The sequence below is a fragment of the Pseudomonas brassicacearum genome (genome assembly GCF_918698105.1).
Classification (GTDB): domain Bacteria; phylum Pseudomonadota; class Gammaproteobacteria; order Pseudomonadales; family Pseudomonadaceae; genus Aquipseudomonas; species Aquipseudomonas brassicacearum_F.
The window spans coordinates 62,174-81,233 of sequence record NZ_CAKKMI010000025.1 but is presented as its reverse complement, the minus strand read 5'-3'; the positions used below and the strand labels follow the sequence as shown (position 1 = coordinate 81,233).

Sequence of the window (19,060 nt, the reverse complement as noted above, 5' to 3'; positions counted from 1 at the left end):
CACCCAGGCAACCCACCCATCAGGCCCCATGCAACGGCACCCGCACCGACAGGGTCGTGCCCTCCCCCGGCTCACTCTCCAGGGTCAACTGCCCGCCCATGATCAACACCCGCTCACGCATGCCGACCAGGCCAAAGGAGGTTGGCCGACCCGTATCGGCAATAAATCCTACACCGTCGTCGCTGACGGTCAGGCACAATTCGTCGCCCTCCCGAACCAGCGTCAGTTCTACAGTATGCGCTTGGGCATGGCGCATCACGTTGGTCAACGCTTCCTGGAGAATCCGGAACAGGCCAATGGCCTTGGCATCGCTCAGGGCCGGCAGATTGTCCGGCACCTGCACCAGGCATGGGATCTGCGTACGCGCCTCGAAACGCCGGGCCTGCCATTCGATGGCCGAGGCAATGCCGGCATCCAGGATTGGCGGGCGCAACGCCGTTGCCACGTCCCGCACCAGTTGGAACAACTGGGCAATCAGGCGCTTCATGCTGTTCAGTCGTTCTTGCAGGCCAGGATCCAATTGGGCGTAAGCCAATTCACACATGGAAGTTTCAAGCTTCAACACCGTCAGCATCTGACCCAGCTCGTCGTGGACTTCCCGGGCAATGCGCGCCTTTTCCTCTTCCCGTACGCTTTCCAGGTGCGCCGACAACTCGCGCAACTGCTCCCGGGAGCTGGCCAGCTCCAGTTCGATGCGCTTGCTTTCGGTGATGTCCCAGACGATCCCGTCCCAGACGTAGGCGCCATCTTCGAGACGACGGGTGATCGCCTTGATTTCGGCCCAGCGCTCCTGACCTTCGCGGGTCAGGATGCGGCCCTGCCACGACCAGTCACTGTCGGTGTCCAGCGCCTGGTCCTGGGTGCGGTGGTAATCGGCCTTGTCCTGCGGGTGCACCAGGCTGCGCAGCCCGGTGTCGCTGCGGGCCAGGGTTGCAGGGGGATACCCCACCAGGCTTTCGCTGCCTTCGCTGATGTAGGCAAAGTCGATCTGGCCGGTCACCGGCGCCCGCTCCAGACGAAAGACCAGGCCTGGCACGTTGGCGGCGATGCCCTGCAAGCGCGCTTCGCTTTCGCGCAACGCCGCCAGCGCACGTCGGCGTTCGGTCACGTCGTTGAGGTAGACCACCAGGTATTCGGCGTCGCGAAAACGCAGGAAGCTCAGGGAAACGTCAGCCGGCAAGATGCTGCCATCGGCTCGCACGCATTCGGTTTCGAAACTCTGCGGTCCGTCTTCACTGGCCCGAGCGCGCTTCCACAGGTTCAGCCAGCGATCCATGTGCAAGCCCGGCTCGAAGTCGATCAAGGGGCGGTCGATGATCGCGCCCGAGGCATAGCCGAGCATGGTTTCGGCCGCTCGGTTGGCATAACGCACGTGGCTGTCCCAATTGACCCAGAGGATGCCAACCGTACTTTGATCGATGGAAAACTGCGTCAGGCGCAAGGCTTCCTCACTGGCAGTACGCTGGGCGATGTCCTCCCTCGCGGCACGCAGACGGCGCTCCAATCCGCGTTGCTGGCGGCGCTGCCAGAACACGATGGCGACGCTGCTGAGCAGCAGGGCCAGTATCAGCAAAGTCAGGTTCTGCCAGAAGCCCGGGGTCTCGGTCAGGCGTGGATATTTTGGCTTGAGCCAACGGCTGTGCAGTTGCTCCAGCTCCTTGGCCGGGATCGCCTGCAAACCGCTGTCGATGATCCCGGCCAGTTCCGGCCAGTCCCGGCGCGTGGCAACCCGCAGCAACTGCGGCAGGCCGATGTCGCCCACCACCGCCAGCTCGGCGAACTCGGGCTCGACCATCAACCGCCCGAGCTGTGCTTCATCGACTACCGCGTACCGCGCCTGCTGGGTCAGCAGTAATTGCAGGGCCTCGCGCTCCATCGGCACACCTTGCAGATTCAACGCCGGGTAGTTGCTGCGCAGGTAATCGGCCGTGGCGCTGGGCATGCGTACCGCGACCCGGGCCTGACTGTCGAGTTTTTCCAACTCCACCCCTTCGGCGCCCTTCTGCGCGCCGACGATCAATTGCGGCACGCGCATGTAGGGATCGGAAAACTGCCAGAGCTTGAGCCCGCCCGGGGATTGGGTCAGGCCCGGAGCAACGTCCACCTCGCCAGCGCGCACCGCTGCTTCCAGCTGAGCCAAATCCTGGAAATTGCGCCAGGTGAGCTCGACGTTCAACGCCTTGCCCAGCCATTGCATCAACTCGACGTTAGTCCCGGACAAACGCTGCAAGCGCCGATCGTATTGGGCATAGGGCGCCTGCAATACCAGGCCGACCCGCCATTGCGGGTGTTGCACCAACCACTGGCGCTGCCCCGCATTCAATTGCACCCCGTGCACCGACGGCGCGGGCGCGGCCCACGCCATCAAGGGAAGCCATAAACAGCCGATAACCCACAGGCAGCAAAAACGCATCATCGAAGTCTCATGCACTGACAAATACTGACCAACCCATTAGGCTGCCGGAAATACTTCTGGTCATGGAATATCCGATGCCCTCTGTTTATCGCCTGGCGTTGCCAGCATTGTGCCTGTCGCTGATCCTGCCAAGTGCCTTTTATGTACAGGCCAGCGAAACGGCGCCCGCCGCGCAGCAACCTGCCGAGGAAAAACCCGTCGAGCGCCAACCCTTGCTCGAGCGTAGCCAGGAAGAAGCGACCGCCCTTGAACGAAAAGTCCCGACCCAGGAACAACAACAGTTACAGACCGGCAGCGATGCCTTCCTGGCGCTGTGGAAACCGGCCAATACCAGCGACCCCAGGGGCGCAGTCATCATAATCCCCGGTGCTGGCGAAACAGCTGACTGGCCTCAAGTTATCGGCCCGTTGCGGAAAAAGTTGCCCGATGTCGAATGGAGCAGCCTGAGTATCACCCTGCCGGACCTGCAAAGCGACGTCATTGCACCGCGCGTGGTAGAAGCACCGCCCGAGACCAAGCCGGCCGACACCGCCGCCGCAGCACCGGACGCCACCACGGCGGCGCCGATCGAACAGGTCGCCGGCGGCGAAGCCGATGCGGCAGATCCCGTCGTCGCCCAAACCGATGAAGAACATGCCAAGGCCGACGCCGAGCGCATCTTCGCCCGTATCGATGCAGCCCTGGCCTATGCCGAACAGCAAAGCGCACGCCGCATCGTGCTGCTGGGCCATGGCACCGGCGCCTATTGGGCGGCGCGTTACTTGAGTGAAAAGCAGCCCTCGCAAGTCGAACGCTTCGTGATGGTGGCCGCCCAGACCCCGACCACCGCCAAGCCGGCCCTGGCCGAACTGACCTCGACCTTGAAACTGGCGACCGCCGACATTTTCTACATGGACAAGCCGCTGGATCGCAACGCGGCGCTGGAGCGCTTGCAGGCGAGCAAACGCTTGAAAGGCTCAACCTTCAGCCAGGTGTCCCTCAAGGCCCTGCCGAACCCGGCGGCGGAGCAGGAGCAGCTGTTTCGTCGGGTTCGGGGTTGGTTGAATCCGCAGAAGGCTGGGGAGTAAGGCTGACTCACACCTCAAGTGAAGCACTGTTGTGGCGAGGGGATTTATCCCCGCTGGGGTGCGAAGCAGCCCTAAAACGGGTCAGCGCGGTGGTCAGTTATGACGCGCTGATTGGCTTTGGGGGGCGCTTCGCACCCCAGCGGGGATAAATCCCCTCGCCACAATTGTTCCCTGCGCGGCTAGCGAAAGTCCCGCCGCTCGCGAATCAGTCGATAGGCGTTATGCAACTCCCGGGTTTTGTCGGTGGCTTCACGCACCTGCAAGGGCGTTGCCCCGCTGCCGGCAATCTTGTCCGGATGATGACGACTGAGCAGGCGTCGGTAAGCGCGCTTGATCTGTGACGGTTCGCTGGTGGCCGAAACCCCCAGCAAGCGCAAGGCTTCCTGATAGGTCACCCCACTGTTGGGCCGCGACAGTTTCTGCGGTTCGTAATCAGCCGCCAGCGCCTGGACCTGTTGCGGTGTCCAGCCCAACCAGCGCCCCCACTGGGCCACCAGTTCTCGCTCGGCCACACCGGCACGCCCATCGGCCCAGACCATCCGCCAACACGCGCGCAATACCCCTTCAGCCGCATGTGGCTGGACGGCCAGGCGGCGCATGTAGCCGCGCAAGCGATCGTTGCCGGACTTGCCCCGGTTGAACGCCGCGATCGCCCGGCGTTGCGCCGACTCGCTCAAGTCCAACGCACGCATTTCCTGGCGAGCCTGCTGGATGTGGCCATCGACCACACGGCCATCACTTTTCGCCAGCCGCCCCAGCAATACAAACAACAATTCATCGTTGCGCAACGCCGGGCGTCCACCCAGGCGCTCACGTACCTGCGCCCAGCCCTGCAGGTTCAGGCGCCGATCCAGCGCCTGTCCCAACAACGCCCCAAGCATGGCCCCCGGGATGCTGGCTACGGCAAAGCCCGCCCCGGCTCCAATCAGAGTCCCTGGCCACCACATATCAACCGCTCGCTTCTATCAAGGTTTCGACCTGCGCCAAACGTTCATGGGTGCCGACATCAACCCAATGCCCTTTGAGGTGCTCGCCACTGACGCGCCCCTCGGCCATGGCCGCGCGCAACAGCGGTGCGAGCTTGAACGCACCGTCCGAGCAACCGTCGAACAACCGCGGGTGCAGGACGGCGATGCCGCTATAGGTCAGGTTGTCGGCAGGCCCGTGCCTATCGTGAACCTTTCCGTCGACCAGGACGAAATCGCCGTCCGGGTGATGCTCGGGATTATCGACGAGCACCAGGTGCGCCAACCCCTCAAGCGGCCGGCGCAAAGCGCTGAAGTCGTAGTCGGTCCAGACATCACCATTCACCACCACAAACGCTTCATCGCCCAGCAGCGGCAAGGCCCGGAAGATTCCACCGCCGGTTTCCAGCGGCTCGCCTTCGGGGGAAAACCGAATGTTCACGCCAAACCGTGAGCCATCCCCCAGGTGATCTTCGATCTGCTGACCGAGCCAGGCGTGATTGATCACGATCTCGGTGAACCCGGCCCTGGCCAGCGCCCGCAGGTGGTACTCGATCAAAGGAACACCACCGACACGAATCAACGGTTTGGGCGTAGTAAGGGTCAAGGGCCGCATGCGCTCGCCCTTGCCTGCCGCCAGGATCATCGCCTTCATGCCGTTGCTCCGGCCGATTGCCGCAGGCTGCGCAGCAGTTCATCAAGCGGTGCCAGTTCCGGACGACGGGCAATGACCGCTTCTATATAAGCAAAGAAACGCGGCACATCGCCGAGGTAGCGTGGCTTGCCATCACGATGACAAATGCGCGCGAAGATCCCGATGACCTTGAGATGGCGCTGCACGCCCATCAAGTCGCTGGCCCGCAGGAAGTCCTCGAGGTCCGGCTGGACGGGAATGCCGAGGGCGCCGGCCTGCTGCCAGTAACTCTCCAGCCAGCCGCGTACACGCGCCTCGGGCCAGCTGAGGAAGGCGTCCTTGAACAGACAGGTCACGTCGTAGGTGACGGGGCCATAGACCGCATCCTGAAAATCCAGCACGCCGGGGTTCGGCACGCTGAGCATCAGGTTGCGCGGCATGTAGTCGCGGTGCACCAGCACTTTGGGTTGGGCCAGGGCGCTGTCGATCAGCAACTCGCTGGCCTGCTGCCAGAGTTGCTGCTGGGCCGAATCCAACTCGATACCCAGCTCGCGCTTGACGTACCACTCGGGGAACAGTTCCAGCTCCCGACGCAGCAACGCGACATCGTAGCTCGGCAAAGGCGCAACCATCGGCAGTTGCTGGAAAGCCAGCAAGGCTTGCAGGGCATCGCGGAACAAATCGTCGGCATTTTCGCCATTGATCACGTCCAGATAGGTCTGGTTGCCCAAGTCATTGAGCAAAAGAAAGCCGCGTTCGAGGTCTTCGGCATAAATTTTTGGCACGTTAATGCCGGATTTCGCCAACAAAAAAGCAATATCCACGAAGGGTTTGCAGTTTTCCTGGGGCGGTGGCGCATCCATTACGATCAAACTGCGGCCCTCGCCTTCCCAGCGGAAATAACGCCGAAAACTCGCGTCACTGCTGGCGGCGGTCAACGTGGCCGGGGGTACGGCGCCCCACCCCTGTTGAGTGAAAAGGATCGGCAGCTGCTCATCGAGCCAAACTTTCAGGTGTTGCAAGCGTACATCTTGGTCGGGCATTGCAAGGGTCTCCGACGGCGCTAGCCGTCAAGCGGGTCATGCTTTATTATCCAGCATCTTTTTCAGACCATCGAGAGGCGTGCGGCCCACACCGCGGGCAGATGGCACGCAGGAAGCCCGGACTAATAAGATGGCATTGAAATCCCCCGCGTTTCGTAAAAAATTTCCGTTGCTGGTCACCGGCAGTCTGCTGGCCCTGCAACCCCTGGCCTCTTCATTCGTCGTCGCGGCGCAGCAGTATGACTGCTCCGTCTCCGCTTCGGGTGCCTGGGACTGTGCGCCCAAGACACCGGCCGCCGCGTTGCCGCCGCGCCCCGTGCATGACGGCAGCGCGGTTTCCGACAGCGGCGCGGCGCCAGCCGACAGCAGCTCGGGCGAGGAAGCCGGCGAAAAGCCGATGCTCGTTACCGAAGCCAAGGGCCGAGGCCTGAAGTCGCGCAGTGCAGACTACAGTCACCTGGATTGGGTTCCACGAGAGAACCTCACCCCGGCACAATTGGCTGAAACCGGGCCTTACTGCTCGGGTGCCTATATCGAGCCGACCCGTCCTGGCATGAACGACAAGACGGCCAAGAGCGACGCTCCTACCTTCCTCGGCGCCAAGGCTTCGCGCTATCAGCAGGAAGAACAGGTGGCGACCCTGGCCGGTGACGTGGTCATGCGCCAGGGCAGCATGCAGGTCGAGGCCGACGAGGCCAACCTGTACCAGGCCGAGAACCGTGGCGAGCTGAGTGGCAACGTGCGGGTTCGCGACAACGGTGCGCTGATCGTCGGCGACCATGCCGATGTGCAGCTGGACACCGGCGAAGCCAAGGTCGACAACGCCGAATACGTGATGCACAAGTCGCGCATCCGCGGTAACGCGTTGTACGCCAAGCGCGCCGAGAACGCGATCATCCGCCTCAAGGACGGTACGTACACCACGTGCGAACCGAACAGCAACGCCTGGACGCTCAAGGGCAACAACATCACCCTGAACCCGGCCACCGGCTTCGGTACCGCGACCAACGTGACGCTGCGGGTCAAGGACATTCCAGTCCTGTACACGCCGTACATCTACTTCCCGATCGACGACCGTCGCCAGTCCGGCTTCCTGCCGCCGACCATCGGCAGCGGCAGCGACACCGGCTTCCTGCTGGTCACTCCGTACTACTTCAACCTGGCGCCGAACTACGACGCCACGTTGTATCCGCGCTACATGAGCAAGCGCGGCATGCTGATGGAAGGCGAGTTCCGCTACCTGACCAAGTCCAGCGAAGGTCAGTTCGGCGCGGCGTACCTCAACGACGAGGACGACGAGCGCAGCGGGCAGAGCGACTACGACAAGACCCGCTACATGTACAACTGGCAGCACAAGGGCGGCCTCGACTCGCGCGTGCTGACGGAAGTCGACTACACCAAGATCAGCGATCCTTATTATTTCCAGGACCTGCAGAGCGATCAGATTGGCATCGAATCCAATGATTACGTCAATCAGCAGGGCGCAGTCAGCTACCGCGGTGACAGCTACACCGCGCGGATAAATGCCCAGGCTTATCAGATGGCGACGATTTCGAAGATCACGCCTTACAATCGCCTGCCTCAGATCACCTTCATCGGTGAACTGCCGCAACATCCGTATGGTCTGGACTTCGCTTATAAGACTGAGTTGGTGCGGTTTGATCGGGATTTGCGGACCGGTAGCTACACCGACGAAGACGGTAACTCCGAGCCGCGGCTGGACGCCAACGTTCGCGGACTGGCGCGGGCTAATGCCAACCGCCTGAATCTGGCGCCGGTCATGAGCCTACCGATGGAAGCAACCTACGGGTTCATCAAGCCGTCGCTCAAATACCAATACACCCAATACGACCTAGACCTGGACGGCACTGGTAAAACCCAGATCGCCGCACAGTCCGCTGAAACTGATCGTCTACGCGGCACGTATAGCGGTAGCCAGAGCCGCGGCGTCCCAATCGCCAGCATCGATAGCGGCCTGTATTTCGACCGTGATACCCAGTGGTTCGGCACCAATTATCGCCAGACCCTGGAACCACGCCTGTTCTATCTCTACGTACCTGAGAAGGACCAGAGCGATATCCCTGTTTTCGACACCGGCGAATACACGTTCAGCTACTCCTCGCTGTTCCGTGACAATCGCTTCTCGGGCTCCGACCGTGTCGGCGATGAGAACAAACTGTCGCTGGGCCTAACCAGCCGCTGGATCGAAGAAAATGGTTTCGAACGCCAACGCATCAGCGTCGGCCAGGCCCTGTACTTCAAGGATCGCGAGGTCCAGTTGCCGGGCATCGACTTCAGAACTCGCGAAGACGCCAAATCGGACGTGTCGCCTTATGCCCTGGAGTACGAATACCGCTGGAACCGCGACTGGCGCACCACGGCTACCTATAACTGGGATCCGGACACTCGTAGCCCTCGCTCGGGTAGCGCGATGTTCCACTACCAGCCTGAAGACAACCCGAACAAGGTTATCAACGCCGGTTATCGCTATCGCAACGACCAGGTCCGTTACGACCAGACTACGGGTCAATGGTCCGTGGGCGGTGGCGATTACGGCACGCCAGGCACTCCTGGCTACGTGAAGGATTACTACAAGATCAAGCAGCACGACTTCTCGGTCATCTGGCCGATCGTGCCGCAGTGGAACGCGATCAGCCGCTGGCAGTATGACTACAACCGCAACCGCACCCTGGAAGCCTTCGGTGGTTTCGAATATGACAACTGCTGCTGGAAACTGCGCCTGATCAACCGTTACTGGGTCGACTATGAAGAGTTCAGTCAGGCCGCCCCGGAAAACGAAAAAGGCGACCACGGCATCTTCCTCCAAATTGTTCTGAAGGGACTCGGCGGCCTGACCGGCGCCAAGGTAGAGAGCTTCCTCGACAAAGGCATCCAAGGTTATCGTGAACGTGAAGACCAAGCTTTCTGATTGTCTGCGCCCGCTGATGCTGGGCGCGCTGTTCCTGGGTACCGCGGCCAACGCCGCGGTACAGTCCATCGATAAAGTGGTGGCCATCGTCGACAACGACGTGGTCATGCAGAGCCAGCTGGACCAGCGCGTCCATGAAGTGCAGCAAACCATCGCCAAGCGCGGCGGTGGCCTGCCGCCACCAGGCGTACTGGACCAGCAAGTGCTCGAACGCCTGATCGTCGAAAACCTGCAGTTGCAGATCGGCGAACGTTCCGGCATTCGTATCACCGATGAAGAACTGAACCAGGCCGTCGGCACCATTGCCCAGCGCAATAACATGAGCATCGACCAATTCCGTGCCGCCCTGGCTCGCGACGGCCTCTCCTACGAGGACGCCCGCGATCAGATCCGCCGCGAAATGGTCATCAGCCGTGTGCGCCAGCGCCGCGTAGCCGAACGCATCCAGGTGTCGGAGCAGGAAGTGAAGAACTTTCTCGCCTCGGACTTGGGCAAGATGCAGCTTTCCGAAGAACTGCACTTGGCGAACATCCTGATTCCGACCCCGGAAAGCGCCAACTCCGAAGCGATCCAGAGCGCTTATCGCCAGGCAATGGATGTCTACCAGCAGCTCAAGCAAGGTGCTGACTTCGGTCAGATGGCCATTGCCAAGTCGGGCAGCGACAACGCCCTGGAAGGCGGTGACATGGGCTGGCGCAAGCCCGCTCAACTGCCGCCTCCGTTCGACCGTGAACTGAGCGCCATGGCCGTGGGCGATATCACCCAGCCAGCGCGTACGCCAGGCGGCTTCATCATCCTGAAAGTGCTGGAGAAGCGCGGTGGTGGAACCCAGGTCCGTGACGAAGTGCATGTTCGCCACATCCTGATCAAGCCAAGCGAAATTCGCAGCGAAGCCGAGACCAAGCGCCTGGCGGAGAAACTCTACGACCGCATCGAAGCGGGCGAAGACTTCGCTGAACTGGCGAAGAGCTTTTCGGAAGACCCGGGCTCGGCCCTCAACGGCGGCGACCTGAACTGGGTTGATCCCAATGCGCTGGTTCCGGAATTCCGCCAGGTCATGGCCAGCACGCCACAAGGCCAGTTGTCCAAGCCGTTCAAGAGCCCTTATGGCTGGCACGTGCTGGAAGTCCTTGGCCGCCGCGCCACCGACAGCACCACCCAGGCTCGTGAACAGCAGGCAATGACTGTCTTGCGCAACCGCAAATACGACGAAGAGCTGCAAACCTGGCTGCGTCAGATTCGCGACGAAGCCTACGTTGAAATCAAACTTCCTGGTGCAGACCAGGCAGCGCAGTGAAACCCAAGCGTTTCGCGCTGACACCCGGCGAACCAGCCGGCATCGGTCCCGACCTGTGCCTGCTGCTCGCCTCGCAAGCCCAGCCACATCCCCTGATTGCCATCACCAATCGCGACCTGCTCCTTGAGCGGGCCGCGCAACTGGGGGTGGTCGTCAATCTGTTACCCGTGACACCGCAGGCCTGGCCAGACGTCCCGGCGCCCGCCAACAGCCTGTATGTCTGGGATACGCCCCTGGGCGCTCCGGTCGTTACAGGACAGTTGGACAAGGCCAACGCCGCCTTCGTCCTCGAGACCCTGACCCGCGCCGGCCAGGGCTGCCTGGACGGCGCTTTCGCCGGCATGATCACGGCTCCCGTACACAAAGGCGTGATCAACGAATCCGGGATTGCCTTTTCCGGGCACACCGAGTTCCTGGCTGAGCTGACCCACACCGCGCAAGTGGTGATGATGCTCGCCACCCGCGGCCTGCGCGTGGCGCTGGTGACCACTCACCTGCCCTTGCGGGACGTCGCCGACGCCATCACCGTGCAACGCCTGGAGCGGGTCACGCGCATCCTGCACGCCGACCTGCAGGAAAAATTCGGCATCGCCCGGCCACGCATCCTCGTCTGTGGGCTCAATCCCCATGCCGGCGAAGGCGGACACCTGGGCCGTGAAGAAATCGACATCATCGAACCCACCTTGGAGCGCTTGCGCAGCGAGGGCATGGACCTGCGTGGCCCGCTGCCTGCCGACACTCTGTTTACCCCAAAATATCTGGAGCACTGCGACGCGGTGCTGGCGATGTACCACGACCAGGGCCTGCCCGTGCTGAAGTACAAAGGCTTTGGCGCGGCGGTCAACGTGACACTGGGCCTGCCGATCATCCGTACCTCCGTGGACCATGGCACCGCCCTGGACCTGGCCGGCAGCGGCAAGATCGATACCGGCAGCCTGCAAGTCGCCCTGGAAACCGCCTACCAGATGGCCGAGACCCATTTATGACCGAGCAATACCAACACCGCGCGCGCAAGCGTTTCGGCCAGAACTTCCTGCATGACGCCGGCGTGATCGATCGCATCCTGCGTTCCATCCGGGCCAAGCCCGACGACCGCCTGCTGGAAATCGGCCCGGGCCAGGGCGCCCTGACCGAGGGCCTGCTCGACAGCGGCGCGCAACTGGACGTGGTGGAACTGGACAAGGACCTGGTCCCGATCCTCAACCAGCAGTTCGCCGGGCGGAGCAATTTCAGCCTGCACCAGGGCGATGCGTTGAAGTTCGACTTCAATAGCCTGAACGCCGCGCCGAACAGCCTGCGGGTGGTGGGAAACCTGCCGTACAACATCTCCACGCCGCTGATCTTCCATCTGCTGAGCAACGCCGGCCTGATCCGCGACATGCACTTCATGCTGCAAAAAGAAGTGGTCGAGCGCCTCGCCGCCGGCCCTGGCGGTGGCGATTGGGGTCGCCTGTCGATCATGGTCCAGTACCATTGCCGGGTCGAACACCTGTTCAACGTCGGTCCGGGTGCATTCAACCCGCCGCCGAAAGTCGATTCGGCCATCGTCCGCCTGGTGCCCCATGCCGTCCTGCCGCACCCGGCCAAGGATCATCGCCTGCTGGAGCGAGTGGTGCGCGAAGCGTTCAACCAGCGCCGCAAGACCTTGCGCAACACCTTGAAGCTATTGCTCAGCAGCGCCGAAATCGAAGCTGCCGGCGTCGATGGCAGCCTGCGTCCCGAGCAGTTGGACCTGGCAGCGTTCGTGCGCCTGGCCGACAAGCTCAGTGAACAGGCCGCCCCGCAAGTCGACGCCAACTGAACGGGTGACGATCGCTATCGGGCAGTACGCCAGTCTGGTCTACTACCCGATACTTGGCCTAGACTGATCTCTTGAGTCGCGCCCGTGTCCCGCTTCGCTTTTAAGGCCTTTTGCATGTCCGATCCTCGTTACCAGGTCGACGTCAGCGTCACCACCCGTTTTCTGGCAGAACAGTCGCAACCCGAGCATGACCGCTTCGCTTTCGCCTACAGCATCACCGTGTGCAACAACGGCTCCTTGCCGGCCAGGCTGCTGTCACGGCACTGGATCATTACCGACGGCGATGGCCATGTCGAAGAAGTGCGTGGCGAAGGCGTGGTCGGCCAGCAGCCGTTGATCGACGCTGGCAAAAGCCACAGCTACAGCAGCGGTACGGTAATGACCACCAAGGTCGGCACCATGCAGGGCACCTACCAGATGCAGGCCAAGGACGGCAAACGCTTCGACGCCGTCATCAAGCCCTTTCGCCTGGCCGTGCCCGGGGCCCTGCACTGATGGCCACGTATGCGGTCGGCGACCTGCAAGGCTGCCTCGACCCGCTCAAGTGCCTGCTGGAGCGCGTCGCCTTCGACCCCGAAAAAGACACGTTGTGGTTGGTGGGCGACCTCGTTAACCGTGGCCCGCAGTCCCTTGAGACGTTGCGCTTTCTCTACGGCATTCGTCAGTCGCTGGTGTGCGTGCTCGGTAACCACGATCTGCATCTGCTGGCGGCTTGGCAGAACATCGAGCGCCTGAAAAAGTCCGACACCTTGAGCGAAATCCTCGACGCCCCCGATTGCGTTGAGCTGCTGGAGTGGCTGCGCCAGCAGAAGCTCATGCATTACGACGAGGCGCGCAACCTCGCACTGGTCCATGCCGGCATCCCGCCCCAATGGTCCCTGCGCAAGGCGCTCAAGTGCGCTGGCGAAGTCGAACAGGCATTGCGCGACGACAATCTGTTCGCCCCCTACCTGGATGGCATGTACGGCAACGAGCCGGTCAAGTGGGACAACGACCTTACTGGCAGCGCTCGTCTTCGCATCATCACCAATTATTTCACGCGCATGCGCTTCTGCACTCGCGACGGCAAACTTGACCTCAAGGGCAAGGAAGGCATCGAGACGGCGCCGCCCGGCTATGCCCCCTGGTTCAAGCACAGTGAGCGCAAGACCCGTAACCTGAAGATCATCTTCGGGCACTGGGCGGCACTGGGCGGCCAATCCGACGAACCCGGCGTCTTCGCCCTCGATACCGGTTGCGTGTGGGGCAGCGCCATGACCCTGATGAACGTCGACACAGGCGAGCAACTGCGTTGCGATTGCGATGAACAGGGCCACGCCAAACTCCATCACCCGACCACTGCACCGTTGCCGGCCGGCACTGCCGTTTGACCGGCGTTGCGCTTCAGCTACAGGAGCCCCTTATGAGCGAATTCAAACGCATCCCCCCGGAACAGGCCCAGGCCCTGCGCGAACAAGGCGCGGTCGTCGTCGATGTCCGTGATCCTGCCACTTTTGCCGCTTTGCACATCCGTGGCGCCAAGCATCTGGACAACCATTCCATCGCCGACTTCATCCGTGCCGCCGACCTCGATGCGCCCACGGTCGTGGTCTGCTATCACGGCAACTCCAGCCAGAGCGCAGCCGCCTATCTGATCAGCCAGGGCTTCAGCGACGTCTACAGCCTGGACGGTGGTTTTGAGCTGTGGCGCGCGACGTTTCCTGCAGAAACGGAGCAAGGCACCGCCGAATAATTTTTTATGCCGGCCAAGCCCGCGTGAACCGTGGGCTTGAGCGATGGCAGACGAACGGTCTGCCACAACTAATTACGTATTCCACCTTTACCTCCTCGATTCCGAACTATCCTTAGCCTCAGGCCATCCAAAACAGGGGAGAGCCGGTACACCGGCGCGCGGGTCATCGGGAGTCAGCTTTCAAGAGCCTGCATTCTTGAAAGCATTCTGGGGGGTAAACGGCAACTGGGTTCCCAGCGGCTGTCCAGCATCGACTGATTGATCCGACACCGGCTCCACGTATCGAGCGAGGTGACGTCATGAGCATTTTTAGCCACTTCCAGCAACGTTTCGAGTCCACGCGGCAGGAGGAATACTCGCTGCAGGAATACCTCGAACTCTGCAAGCAGGACCGCAGTGCCTATGCATCGGCTGCGGAGCGTCTGTTGCTGGCAATCGGAGAACCGGAGCTGCTGGATACCTCGACCAATTCGAGGCTCTCGCGAATCTTTTCCAACAAGGTGATTCGCCGCTATCCGGCCTTTGCGGACTTCCACGGGATGGAAGAATGCATCGAACAGATCGTGTCCTACTTCCGCCATGCCGCCCAAGGCCTGGAAGAGAAGAAACAAATCCTTTATCTGCTTGGCCCCGTGGGTGGTGGTAAATCGTCCCTGGCCGAGAAGCTCAAGCAACTGATTGAAAAAGTGCCCTTCTACGCCATCAAGGGGTCGCCGGTGTTCGAATCGCCCCTGGGGCTGTTCAACGCCACCGAGGACGGCGAGATCCTGGAGGAAGACTTCGGCATTCCACGCCGCTACCTCAATACCATCATGTCGCCATGGGCAACCAAGCGCCTGGCCGAGTTCGGCGGTGACATCAGCCAGTTCCGGGTGGTCAAGCTCTACCCATCGATCCTCAACCAGATCGCGGTGGCCAAGACCGAACCGGGTGACGAAAACAACCAGGATATTTCCGCCCTGGTGGGCAAGGTCGATATCCGCAAACTGGAAGAATTCCCACAGAACGACGCCGACGCCTACAGCTATTCGGGTGCACTGTGCCGGGCCAACCAGGGCCTGATGGAATTCGTCGAGATGTTCAAGGCGCCCATCAAGGTGCTCCATCCGCTGCTGACTGCCACCCAGGAAGGCAACTACAACAGCACCGAGGGCCTGGGGGCCATTCCGTTCACCGGTATCCTGCTGGCCCACTCCAACGAGTCGGAATGGCATACCTTCCGCAACAACAAGAACAACGAGGCCTTCATCGACCGGATCTACATCGTCAAGGTGCCGTACTGCCTGCGAGTGAGCGACGAGGTGAAGATCTACGACAAGCTGCTGTTCAACAGTTCGCTGGCCAAGGCTCATTGCGCACCCGACACCCTGAAGATGCTTGCCCAGTTCACGGTGCTGTCGCGCCTCAAGGAGCCGGAAAACTCCAACATCTATTCGAAGATGCGCGTGTACGACGGTGAAAACCTCAAGGACACCGATCCGAAGGCCAAATCGATCCAGGAATACCGCGACAACGCGGGGGTCGATGAAGGGATGAACGGGCTGTCCACGCGTTTTGCGTTCAAGATCCTCTCCAAGGTCTTCAACTTCGACCCTCACGAGATCGCGGCCAACCCGGTTCACCTGCTGTATGTGCTGGAACAGCAGATCGAGCAAGAGCAATTCCAGGCCGAAACCCGCGAGCGCTACCTGCGCTTCCTCAAGGAATACCTGGCCCCGCGCTACATCGAGTTCATCGGCAAGGAAATCCAGACGGCGTACCTGGAGTCCTACAGCGAGTACGGCCAGAACATCTTCGACCGCTACGTGTTGTACGCAGACTTCTGGATCCAGGACCAGGAATACCGCGACCCGGAAACCGGCGAAATACTCAATCGCGTAGCCCTCAACGAAGAACTGGAGAAAATCGAGAAACCGGCGGGCATCAGCAATCCGAAGGACTTCCGTAACGAGATCGTCAACTTCGTACTGCGCGCCCGGGCCAACAACAACGGCAAGAACCCAACCTGGCTCAGCTATGAAAAGCTGCGGGTGGTCATCGAGAAGAAAATGTTCTCCAACACCGAAGACCTGCTGCCAGTCATCAGCTTCAACGCCAAGGCCAGCAAGGAGGACCAGCAAAAACACAACGATTTCGTCACACGCATGGTCGAACGTGGCTACACCGACAAACAGGTGCGACTGCTCTCCGAGTGGTATCTGCGGGTCCGCAAATCGCAGTAAGCAGCGGCAAGCTTCTAGCTACAGCCTGCAAGGGAACGGCGTTGAACTATGGTTCGACGCCACGCCCCTTGCAGCTTGAGGCTTACGACTTGAAGCTCCCCTGGAGGGGCCTATGAGCTATGTGATCGACCGACGCCTTAATGGCAAGAACAAGAGCACGGTGAACCGCCAGCGGTTTTTGCGGCGTTACCGTGACCACATCAAGAAGGCCGTCGAAGAGGCGGTCAGCCGGCGTTCCATTACCGACATGGAACACGGCGAACAGATCAGTATCCCCGGCCGCGACATCGACGAGCCGGTGCTCCACCATGGTCGCGGCGGCAAACAGACCGTCGTGCACCCTGGTAACAAGGAATTCACCAGTGGCGAGCACATCCCCCGCCCCCAAGGCGGAGGCGGCGGCAAGGGGCCCGGCAAGGCCGGCAACTCCGGCGAAGGCATGGATGAGTTCGTGTTCCAGATTACCCAGGAGGAATTCCTGGAGTTCATGTTCGAGGACCTGGAACTGCCAAACCTGGTCAAGCGCAACCTGACCGGCACCGACACCTTCAAGACCGTGCGCGCCGGTATCAGCAATGAAGGCAATCCATCGCGCATCAACATCATCCGCACCCTTCGTTCAGCCCACGCCCGGCGCATCGCGCTGTCGGGCAGCAGCCGGGCAAAACTGCGCGAGGCCAAGGAAGAACTGGCCCGCCTGAAACGCGAAGAACCAGACAATTTCGGCGATATTCAAGACCTTGAAGCGGAAATCGAGAAACTCAGCGCCCGCATCCATCGCGTACCGTTCCTCGACACCTTCGACCTCAAGTACAACCTGCTGGTGAAACAGCCAAACCCCAGCTCCAAGGCGGTGATGTTCTGCCTGATGGACGTCTCCGGCTCCATGACCCAGGCCACCAAGGACATCGCCAAGCGTTTCTTCATCCTGTTGTACCTGTTCCTGAAGCGGAACTACGACAAGATCGATGTAGTGTTCATCCGCCATCACACCAGTGCGAGGGAAGTGGACGAAGAGGAGTTTTTCTACTCCAGGGAAACCGGCGGCACCATCGTCTCCAGCGCCCTGAAGCTGATGCAGGAGATCATGGCCGAACGCTACCCCGCCAACGAATGGAACATCTATGCGGCCCAGGCGTCGGACGGTGACAACTGGAACGACGATTCACCGATCTGCCGTGACATCCTGATCAACCAGATCATGCCGTTCGTCCAGTACTACACCTATGTGGAAATCACTCCACGCGAACACCAGGCCTTGTGGTACGAATACGAACGGATTGCCGAAGCTTTTTCCGACACATTTGCCCAACAGCAATTGGTCTCGGCCGGGGATATCTACCCGGTCTTCCGTGAACTCTTCCAGCGCAGGTTAGTGACATGACCGCCAAAAAAGAGCAGAAGCGCCAGCCCATTTCCACCGGCTCCGAATGGACATTCGAGCTGATCAAGGCCTACGACCGCGAAATCAGCCGTATCGCGGACCGTTATGCCCTCGACACCTATCCCAACCAGATCGAAGTGATCACCGCCGAGCAAATGATGGACGCCTACGCGTCGGTCGGCATGCCGCTGGGCTATCACCACTGGTCCTACGGCAAGCACTTCCTCAGCACCGAAAAATCCTACAGCCGCGGCCAGATGGGGCTGGCCTATGAGATCGTCATCAACTCAGATCCTTGCATCGCCTACCTGATGGAAGAAAACACCATCTGCATGCAGGCCCTGGTGGTGGCGCACGCCTGTTATGGACACAACAGTTTTTTCAAGGGCAACTATCTGTTCCGCACCTGGACCGATGCCAGCTCGATCATCGATTACCTGGTGTTCGCCAAGCAGTACATCATGCAATGCGAGGAGCGCCACGGCATCGACGCGGTGGAGGACCTGCTGGACTCCTGCCACGCCCTGATGAACTACGGCGTGGACCGCTACAAGCGGCCGTATCCGATTTCCGCCGAAGAAGAACGCCGGCGCCAAAAGGATCGCGAAGAGCACCTGCAAAAACAGATCAACGATCTGTGGCGCACCATTCCCAAAGGTGCAGACAAGTACAACGAAAAAGACAATGCCCGTTTTCCTGCCGAACCCCAGGAAAACATTCTCTATTTCATTGAAAAACATGCGCCGCTGCTCGAGCCGTGGCAGCGGGAAATCGTGCGCATCGTGCGCAAGATCGCCCAGTATTTCTATCCACAGCGCCAAACCCAGGTCATGAACGAGGGCTGGGCCACGTTCTGGCACTACACGCTGATGAACGACCTGTACGACGAGGGCCTGGTCACCGACGGCTTCATGATGGAGTTCCTGACGTCCCACACCAGCGTGGTGTTCCAACCCGGCTTCGACAGCCCGTACTACAGCGGCATCAACCCTTACGCACTGGGCTTCGCCATGTACCGCGATATCCGGCGCATGTGCGAAAACCCCACCGAGGAAGATCGTCGCTGGTTTCCGGACATTGCCGGCTCGGACTGGTTGTCAGCCATTAAATTCGCCATGAGCAGCTTCAAGGACGAGAGTTTCATCCTGCAGTACCTTTCGCCCAAGGTGATCCGCGACCTGAAACTGTTCAGCATCCTCGATGACGATCAGAAAGATGACCTGCTGGTACCTGCCATTCACGATGAAGGCGGCTACCGCATCATTCGCGAAACCCTGGCGGCGCAGTACAACCTGGGCAATCGCGAGCCCAATGTGCAGATCTACAGCATTGACCGTCGCGGGGATCGCTCGCTGACACTGCGGCACCAGGCGCACGACCGCAAACCACTGGGCGACTCCACCGACGAAGTGCTCAAGCACCTGCATCGCCTATGGGGTTTCGACATCCACTTGGAAACCCTGCAAGGCGACCAAGTGATGAAAACCCATCACGTGCCACCCAGAGGCGAACAAGCAGAAGGAGACTATGGCCGCCTGGATCTGGCCGTCATTCATCTTTGATCCCGTTT

At 60.8% G+C, this 19,060-nt stretch carries 15 protein-coding genes; 11 read left to right on the top strand and 4 right to left on the bottom strand.

Annotated features, from left to right (window positions below; translation table 11 throughout):
- Positions 1-19: 19 nt before the first annotated feature.
- Positions 20-2,416 (bottom strand): PAS domain-containing sensor histidine kinase, encoded by a 2,397-nt coding sequence (locus tag LQ215_RS12515; protein ID WP_230150180.1) that lies wholly within the window; start codon positions 2,414-2,416, stop codon positions 20-22.
- Between the two features lie 74 nt (positions 2,417-2,490).
- On the opposite strand from LQ215_RS12515, the gene LQ215_RS12510 reads away from it, so the two are divergent.
- Positions 2,491-3,483 carry an alpha/beta hydrolase family protein gene (locus LQ215_RS12510; RefSeq protein ID WP_230150178.1) on the top strand — a complete coding sequence of 331 codons (993 nt, stop codon included), beginning with the start codon at positions 2,491-2,493 and terminating at the stop codon, positions 3,481-3,483.
- A 179-nt stretch (positions 3,484-3,662) separates the two neighbouring features.
- On the opposite strand, the gene LQ215_RS12505 is transcribed toward LQ215_RS12510, so the two are convergent.
- From LQ215_RS12505 to LQ215_RS12495, 3 genes are read right to left on the bottom strand one after another with little or no spacing between them, the layout of a single operon-like run.
- Complete coding sequence (locus LQ215_RS12505; RefSeq protein ID WP_230150177.1) at positions 3,663-4,430, bottom strand: TerB family tellurite resistance protein; 768 nt, start codon at positions 4,428-4,430, stop codon at positions 3,663-3,665.
- A gap of 1 nt (position 4,431) precedes the next feature.
- Entirely contained in the window at positions 4,432-5,103 is a 672-nt protein-coding gene (murU, locus tag LQ215_RS12500; RefSeq protein ID WP_230150175.1) for an N-acetylmuramate alpha-1-phosphate uridylyltransferase MurU, read from the bottom strand.
- Positions 5,100-6,125 carry an aminoglycoside phosphotransferase family protein gene (locus LQ215_RS12495; protein ID WP_230150173.1) on the bottom strand — a complete coding sequence of 342 codons (1,026 nt, stop codon included), beginning with the start codon at positions 6,123-6,125 and terminating at the stop codon, positions 5,100-5,102. The genes murU and LQ215_RS12495 overlap by 4 nt, the downstream gene beginning before the upstream one ends.
- A gap of 130 nt (positions 6,126-6,255) precedes the next feature.
- Between LQ215_RS12495 and LQ215_RS12490 the strand changes: the two genes are divergently transcribed.
- The 10 genes from LQ215_RS12490 (at position 6,256) to LQ215_RS12445 (ending at position 19,052) form a co-directional block, all read left to right on the top strand.
- A complete protein-coding gene (locus tag LQ215_RS12490; protein ID WP_230150171.1) occupies positions 6,256-9,054 on the top strand; it encodes an LPS-assembly protein LptD in 2,799 nt (932 codons plus the stop codon).
- A complete protein-coding gene (gene surA, locus LQ215_RS12485; RefSeq protein WP_230150169.1) occupies positions 9,035-10,351 on the top strand; it encodes a peptidylprolyl isomerase SurA in 1,317 nt (438 codons plus the stop codon). The genes LQ215_RS12490 and surA overlap by 20 nt, the downstream gene beginning before the upstream one ends.
- A complete protein-coding gene (pdxA, locus tag LQ215_RS12480; protein ID WP_230150167.1) occupies positions 10,348-11,337 on the top strand; it encodes a 4-hydroxythreonine-4-phosphate dehydrogenase PdxA in 990 nt (329 codons plus the stop codon). Before surA ends, pdxA begins: the two co-directional genes overlap by 4 nt.
- Positions 11,334-12,152, top strand: coding sequence for a 16S rRNA (adenine(1518)-N(6)/adenine(1519)-N(6))-dimethyltransferase RsmA (rsmA, locus tag LQ215_RS12475; RefSeq protein WP_003206170.1), 819 nt, complete (start codon positions 11,334-11,336; stop codon positions 12,150-12,152). Before pdxA ends, rsmA begins: the two co-directional genes overlap by 4 nt.
- 114 nt (positions 12,153-12,266) lie before the next feature.
- Positions 12,267-12,647 carry a Co2+/Mg2+ efflux protein ApaG gene (gene apaG, locus LQ215_RS12470; protein ID WP_230150165.1) on the top strand — a complete coding sequence of 127 codons (381 nt, stop codon included), beginning with the start codon at positions 12,267-12,269 and terminating at the stop codon, positions 12,645-12,647.
- The gene (locus LQ215_RS12465; RefSeq protein WP_230150163.1) at positions 12,647-13,522 is read left to right on the top strand and encodes a symmetrical bis(5'-nucleosyl)-tetraphosphatase; all 876 of its coding nucleotides are present in this window, start codon (positions 12,647-12,649) and stop codon (positions 13,520-13,522) included. The genes apaG and LQ215_RS12465 overlap by 1 nt, the downstream gene beginning before the upstream one ends.
- Before the next feature lie 32 nt (positions 13,523-13,554).
- The gene (gene glpE, locus LQ215_RS12460; protein WP_230150161.1) at positions 13,555-13,884 is read left to right on the top strand and encodes a thiosulfate sulfurtransferase GlpE; all 330 of its coding nucleotides are present in this window, start codon (positions 13,555-13,557) and stop codon (positions 13,882-13,884) included.
- 299 nt (positions 13,885-14,183) lie between these two features.
- Positions 14,184-16,106, top strand: coding sequence for a PrkA family serine protein kinase (locus LQ215_RS12455; RefSeq protein ID WP_230150159.1), 1,923 nt, complete (start codon positions 14,184-14,186; stop codon positions 16,104-16,106).
- 112 nt (positions 16,107-16,218) lie between these two features.
- Positions 16,219-17,490 carry a YeaH/YhbH family protein gene (locus LQ215_RS12450; protein WP_003206179.1) on the top strand — a complete coding sequence of 424 codons (1,272 nt, stop codon included), beginning with the start codon at positions 16,219-16,221 and terminating at the stop codon, positions 17,488-17,490.
- Positions 17,487-19,052, top strand: coding sequence for a SpoVR family protein (locus LQ215_RS12445; RefSeq protein WP_230150157.1), 1,566 nt, complete (start codon positions 17,487-17,489; stop codon positions 19,050-19,052). The genes LQ215_RS12450 and LQ215_RS12445 overlap by 4 nt, the downstream gene beginning before the upstream one ends.
- The last annotated feature ends 8 nt before the right edge of the window (positions 19,053-19,060 follow it).

Coding starts and splice junctions, on each gene's coding strand:
- LQ215_RS12515 (WP_230150180.1), bottom strand. CDS start 2,416: ATGATGCGTTTTTGCTGCCTGTGGGTTATCGGCTGTTTATGGCTTCCC.
- glpE (WP_230150161.1), top strand. CDS start 13,555: ATGAGCGAATTCAAACGCATCCCCCCGGAACAGGCCCAGGCCCTGCGC.
- LQ215_RS12505 (WP_230150177.1), bottom strand. CDS start 4,430: ATGTGGTGGCCAGGGACTCTGATTGGAGCCGGGGCGGGCTTTGCCGTA.
- LQ215_RS12490 (WP_230150171.1), top strand. CDS start 6,256: ATGGCATTGAAATCCCCCGCGTTTCGTAAAAAATTTCCGTTGCTGGTC.
- LQ215_RS12495 (WP_230150173.1), bottom strand. CDS start 6,125: ATGCCCGACCAAGATGTACGCTTGCAACACCTGAAAGTTTGGCTCGAT.
- apaG (WP_230150165.1), top strand. CDS start 12,267: ATGTCCGATCCTCGTTACCAGGTCGACGTCAGCGTCACCACCCGTTTT.
- LQ215_RS12510 (WP_230150178.1), top strand. CDS start 2,491: ATGCCCTCTGTTTATCGCCTGGCGTTGCCAGCATTGTGCCTGTCGCTG.
- LQ215_RS12455 (WP_230150159.1), top strand. CDS start 14,184: ATGAGCATTTTTAGCCACTTCCAGCAACGTTTCGAGTCCACGCGGCAG.
- rsmA (WP_003206170.1), top strand. CDS start 11,334: ATGACCGAGCAATACCAACACCGCGCGCGCAAGCGTTTCGGCCAGAAC.
- LQ215_RS12450 (WP_003206179.1), top strand. CDS start 16,219: ATGAGCTATGTGATCGACCGACGCCTTAATGGCAAGAACAAGAGCACG.
- LQ215_RS12445 (WP_230150157.1), top strand. CDS start 17,487: ATGACCGCCAAAAAAGAGCAGAAGCGCCAGCCCATTTCCACCGGCTCC.
- LQ215_RS12465 (WP_230150163.1), top strand. CDS start 12,647: ATGGCCACGTATGCGGTCGGCGACCTGCAAGGCTGCCTCGACCCGCTC.
- murU (WP_230150175.1), bottom strand. CDS start 5,103: ATGAAGGCGATGATCCTGGCGGCAGGCAAGGGCGAGCGCATGCGGCCC.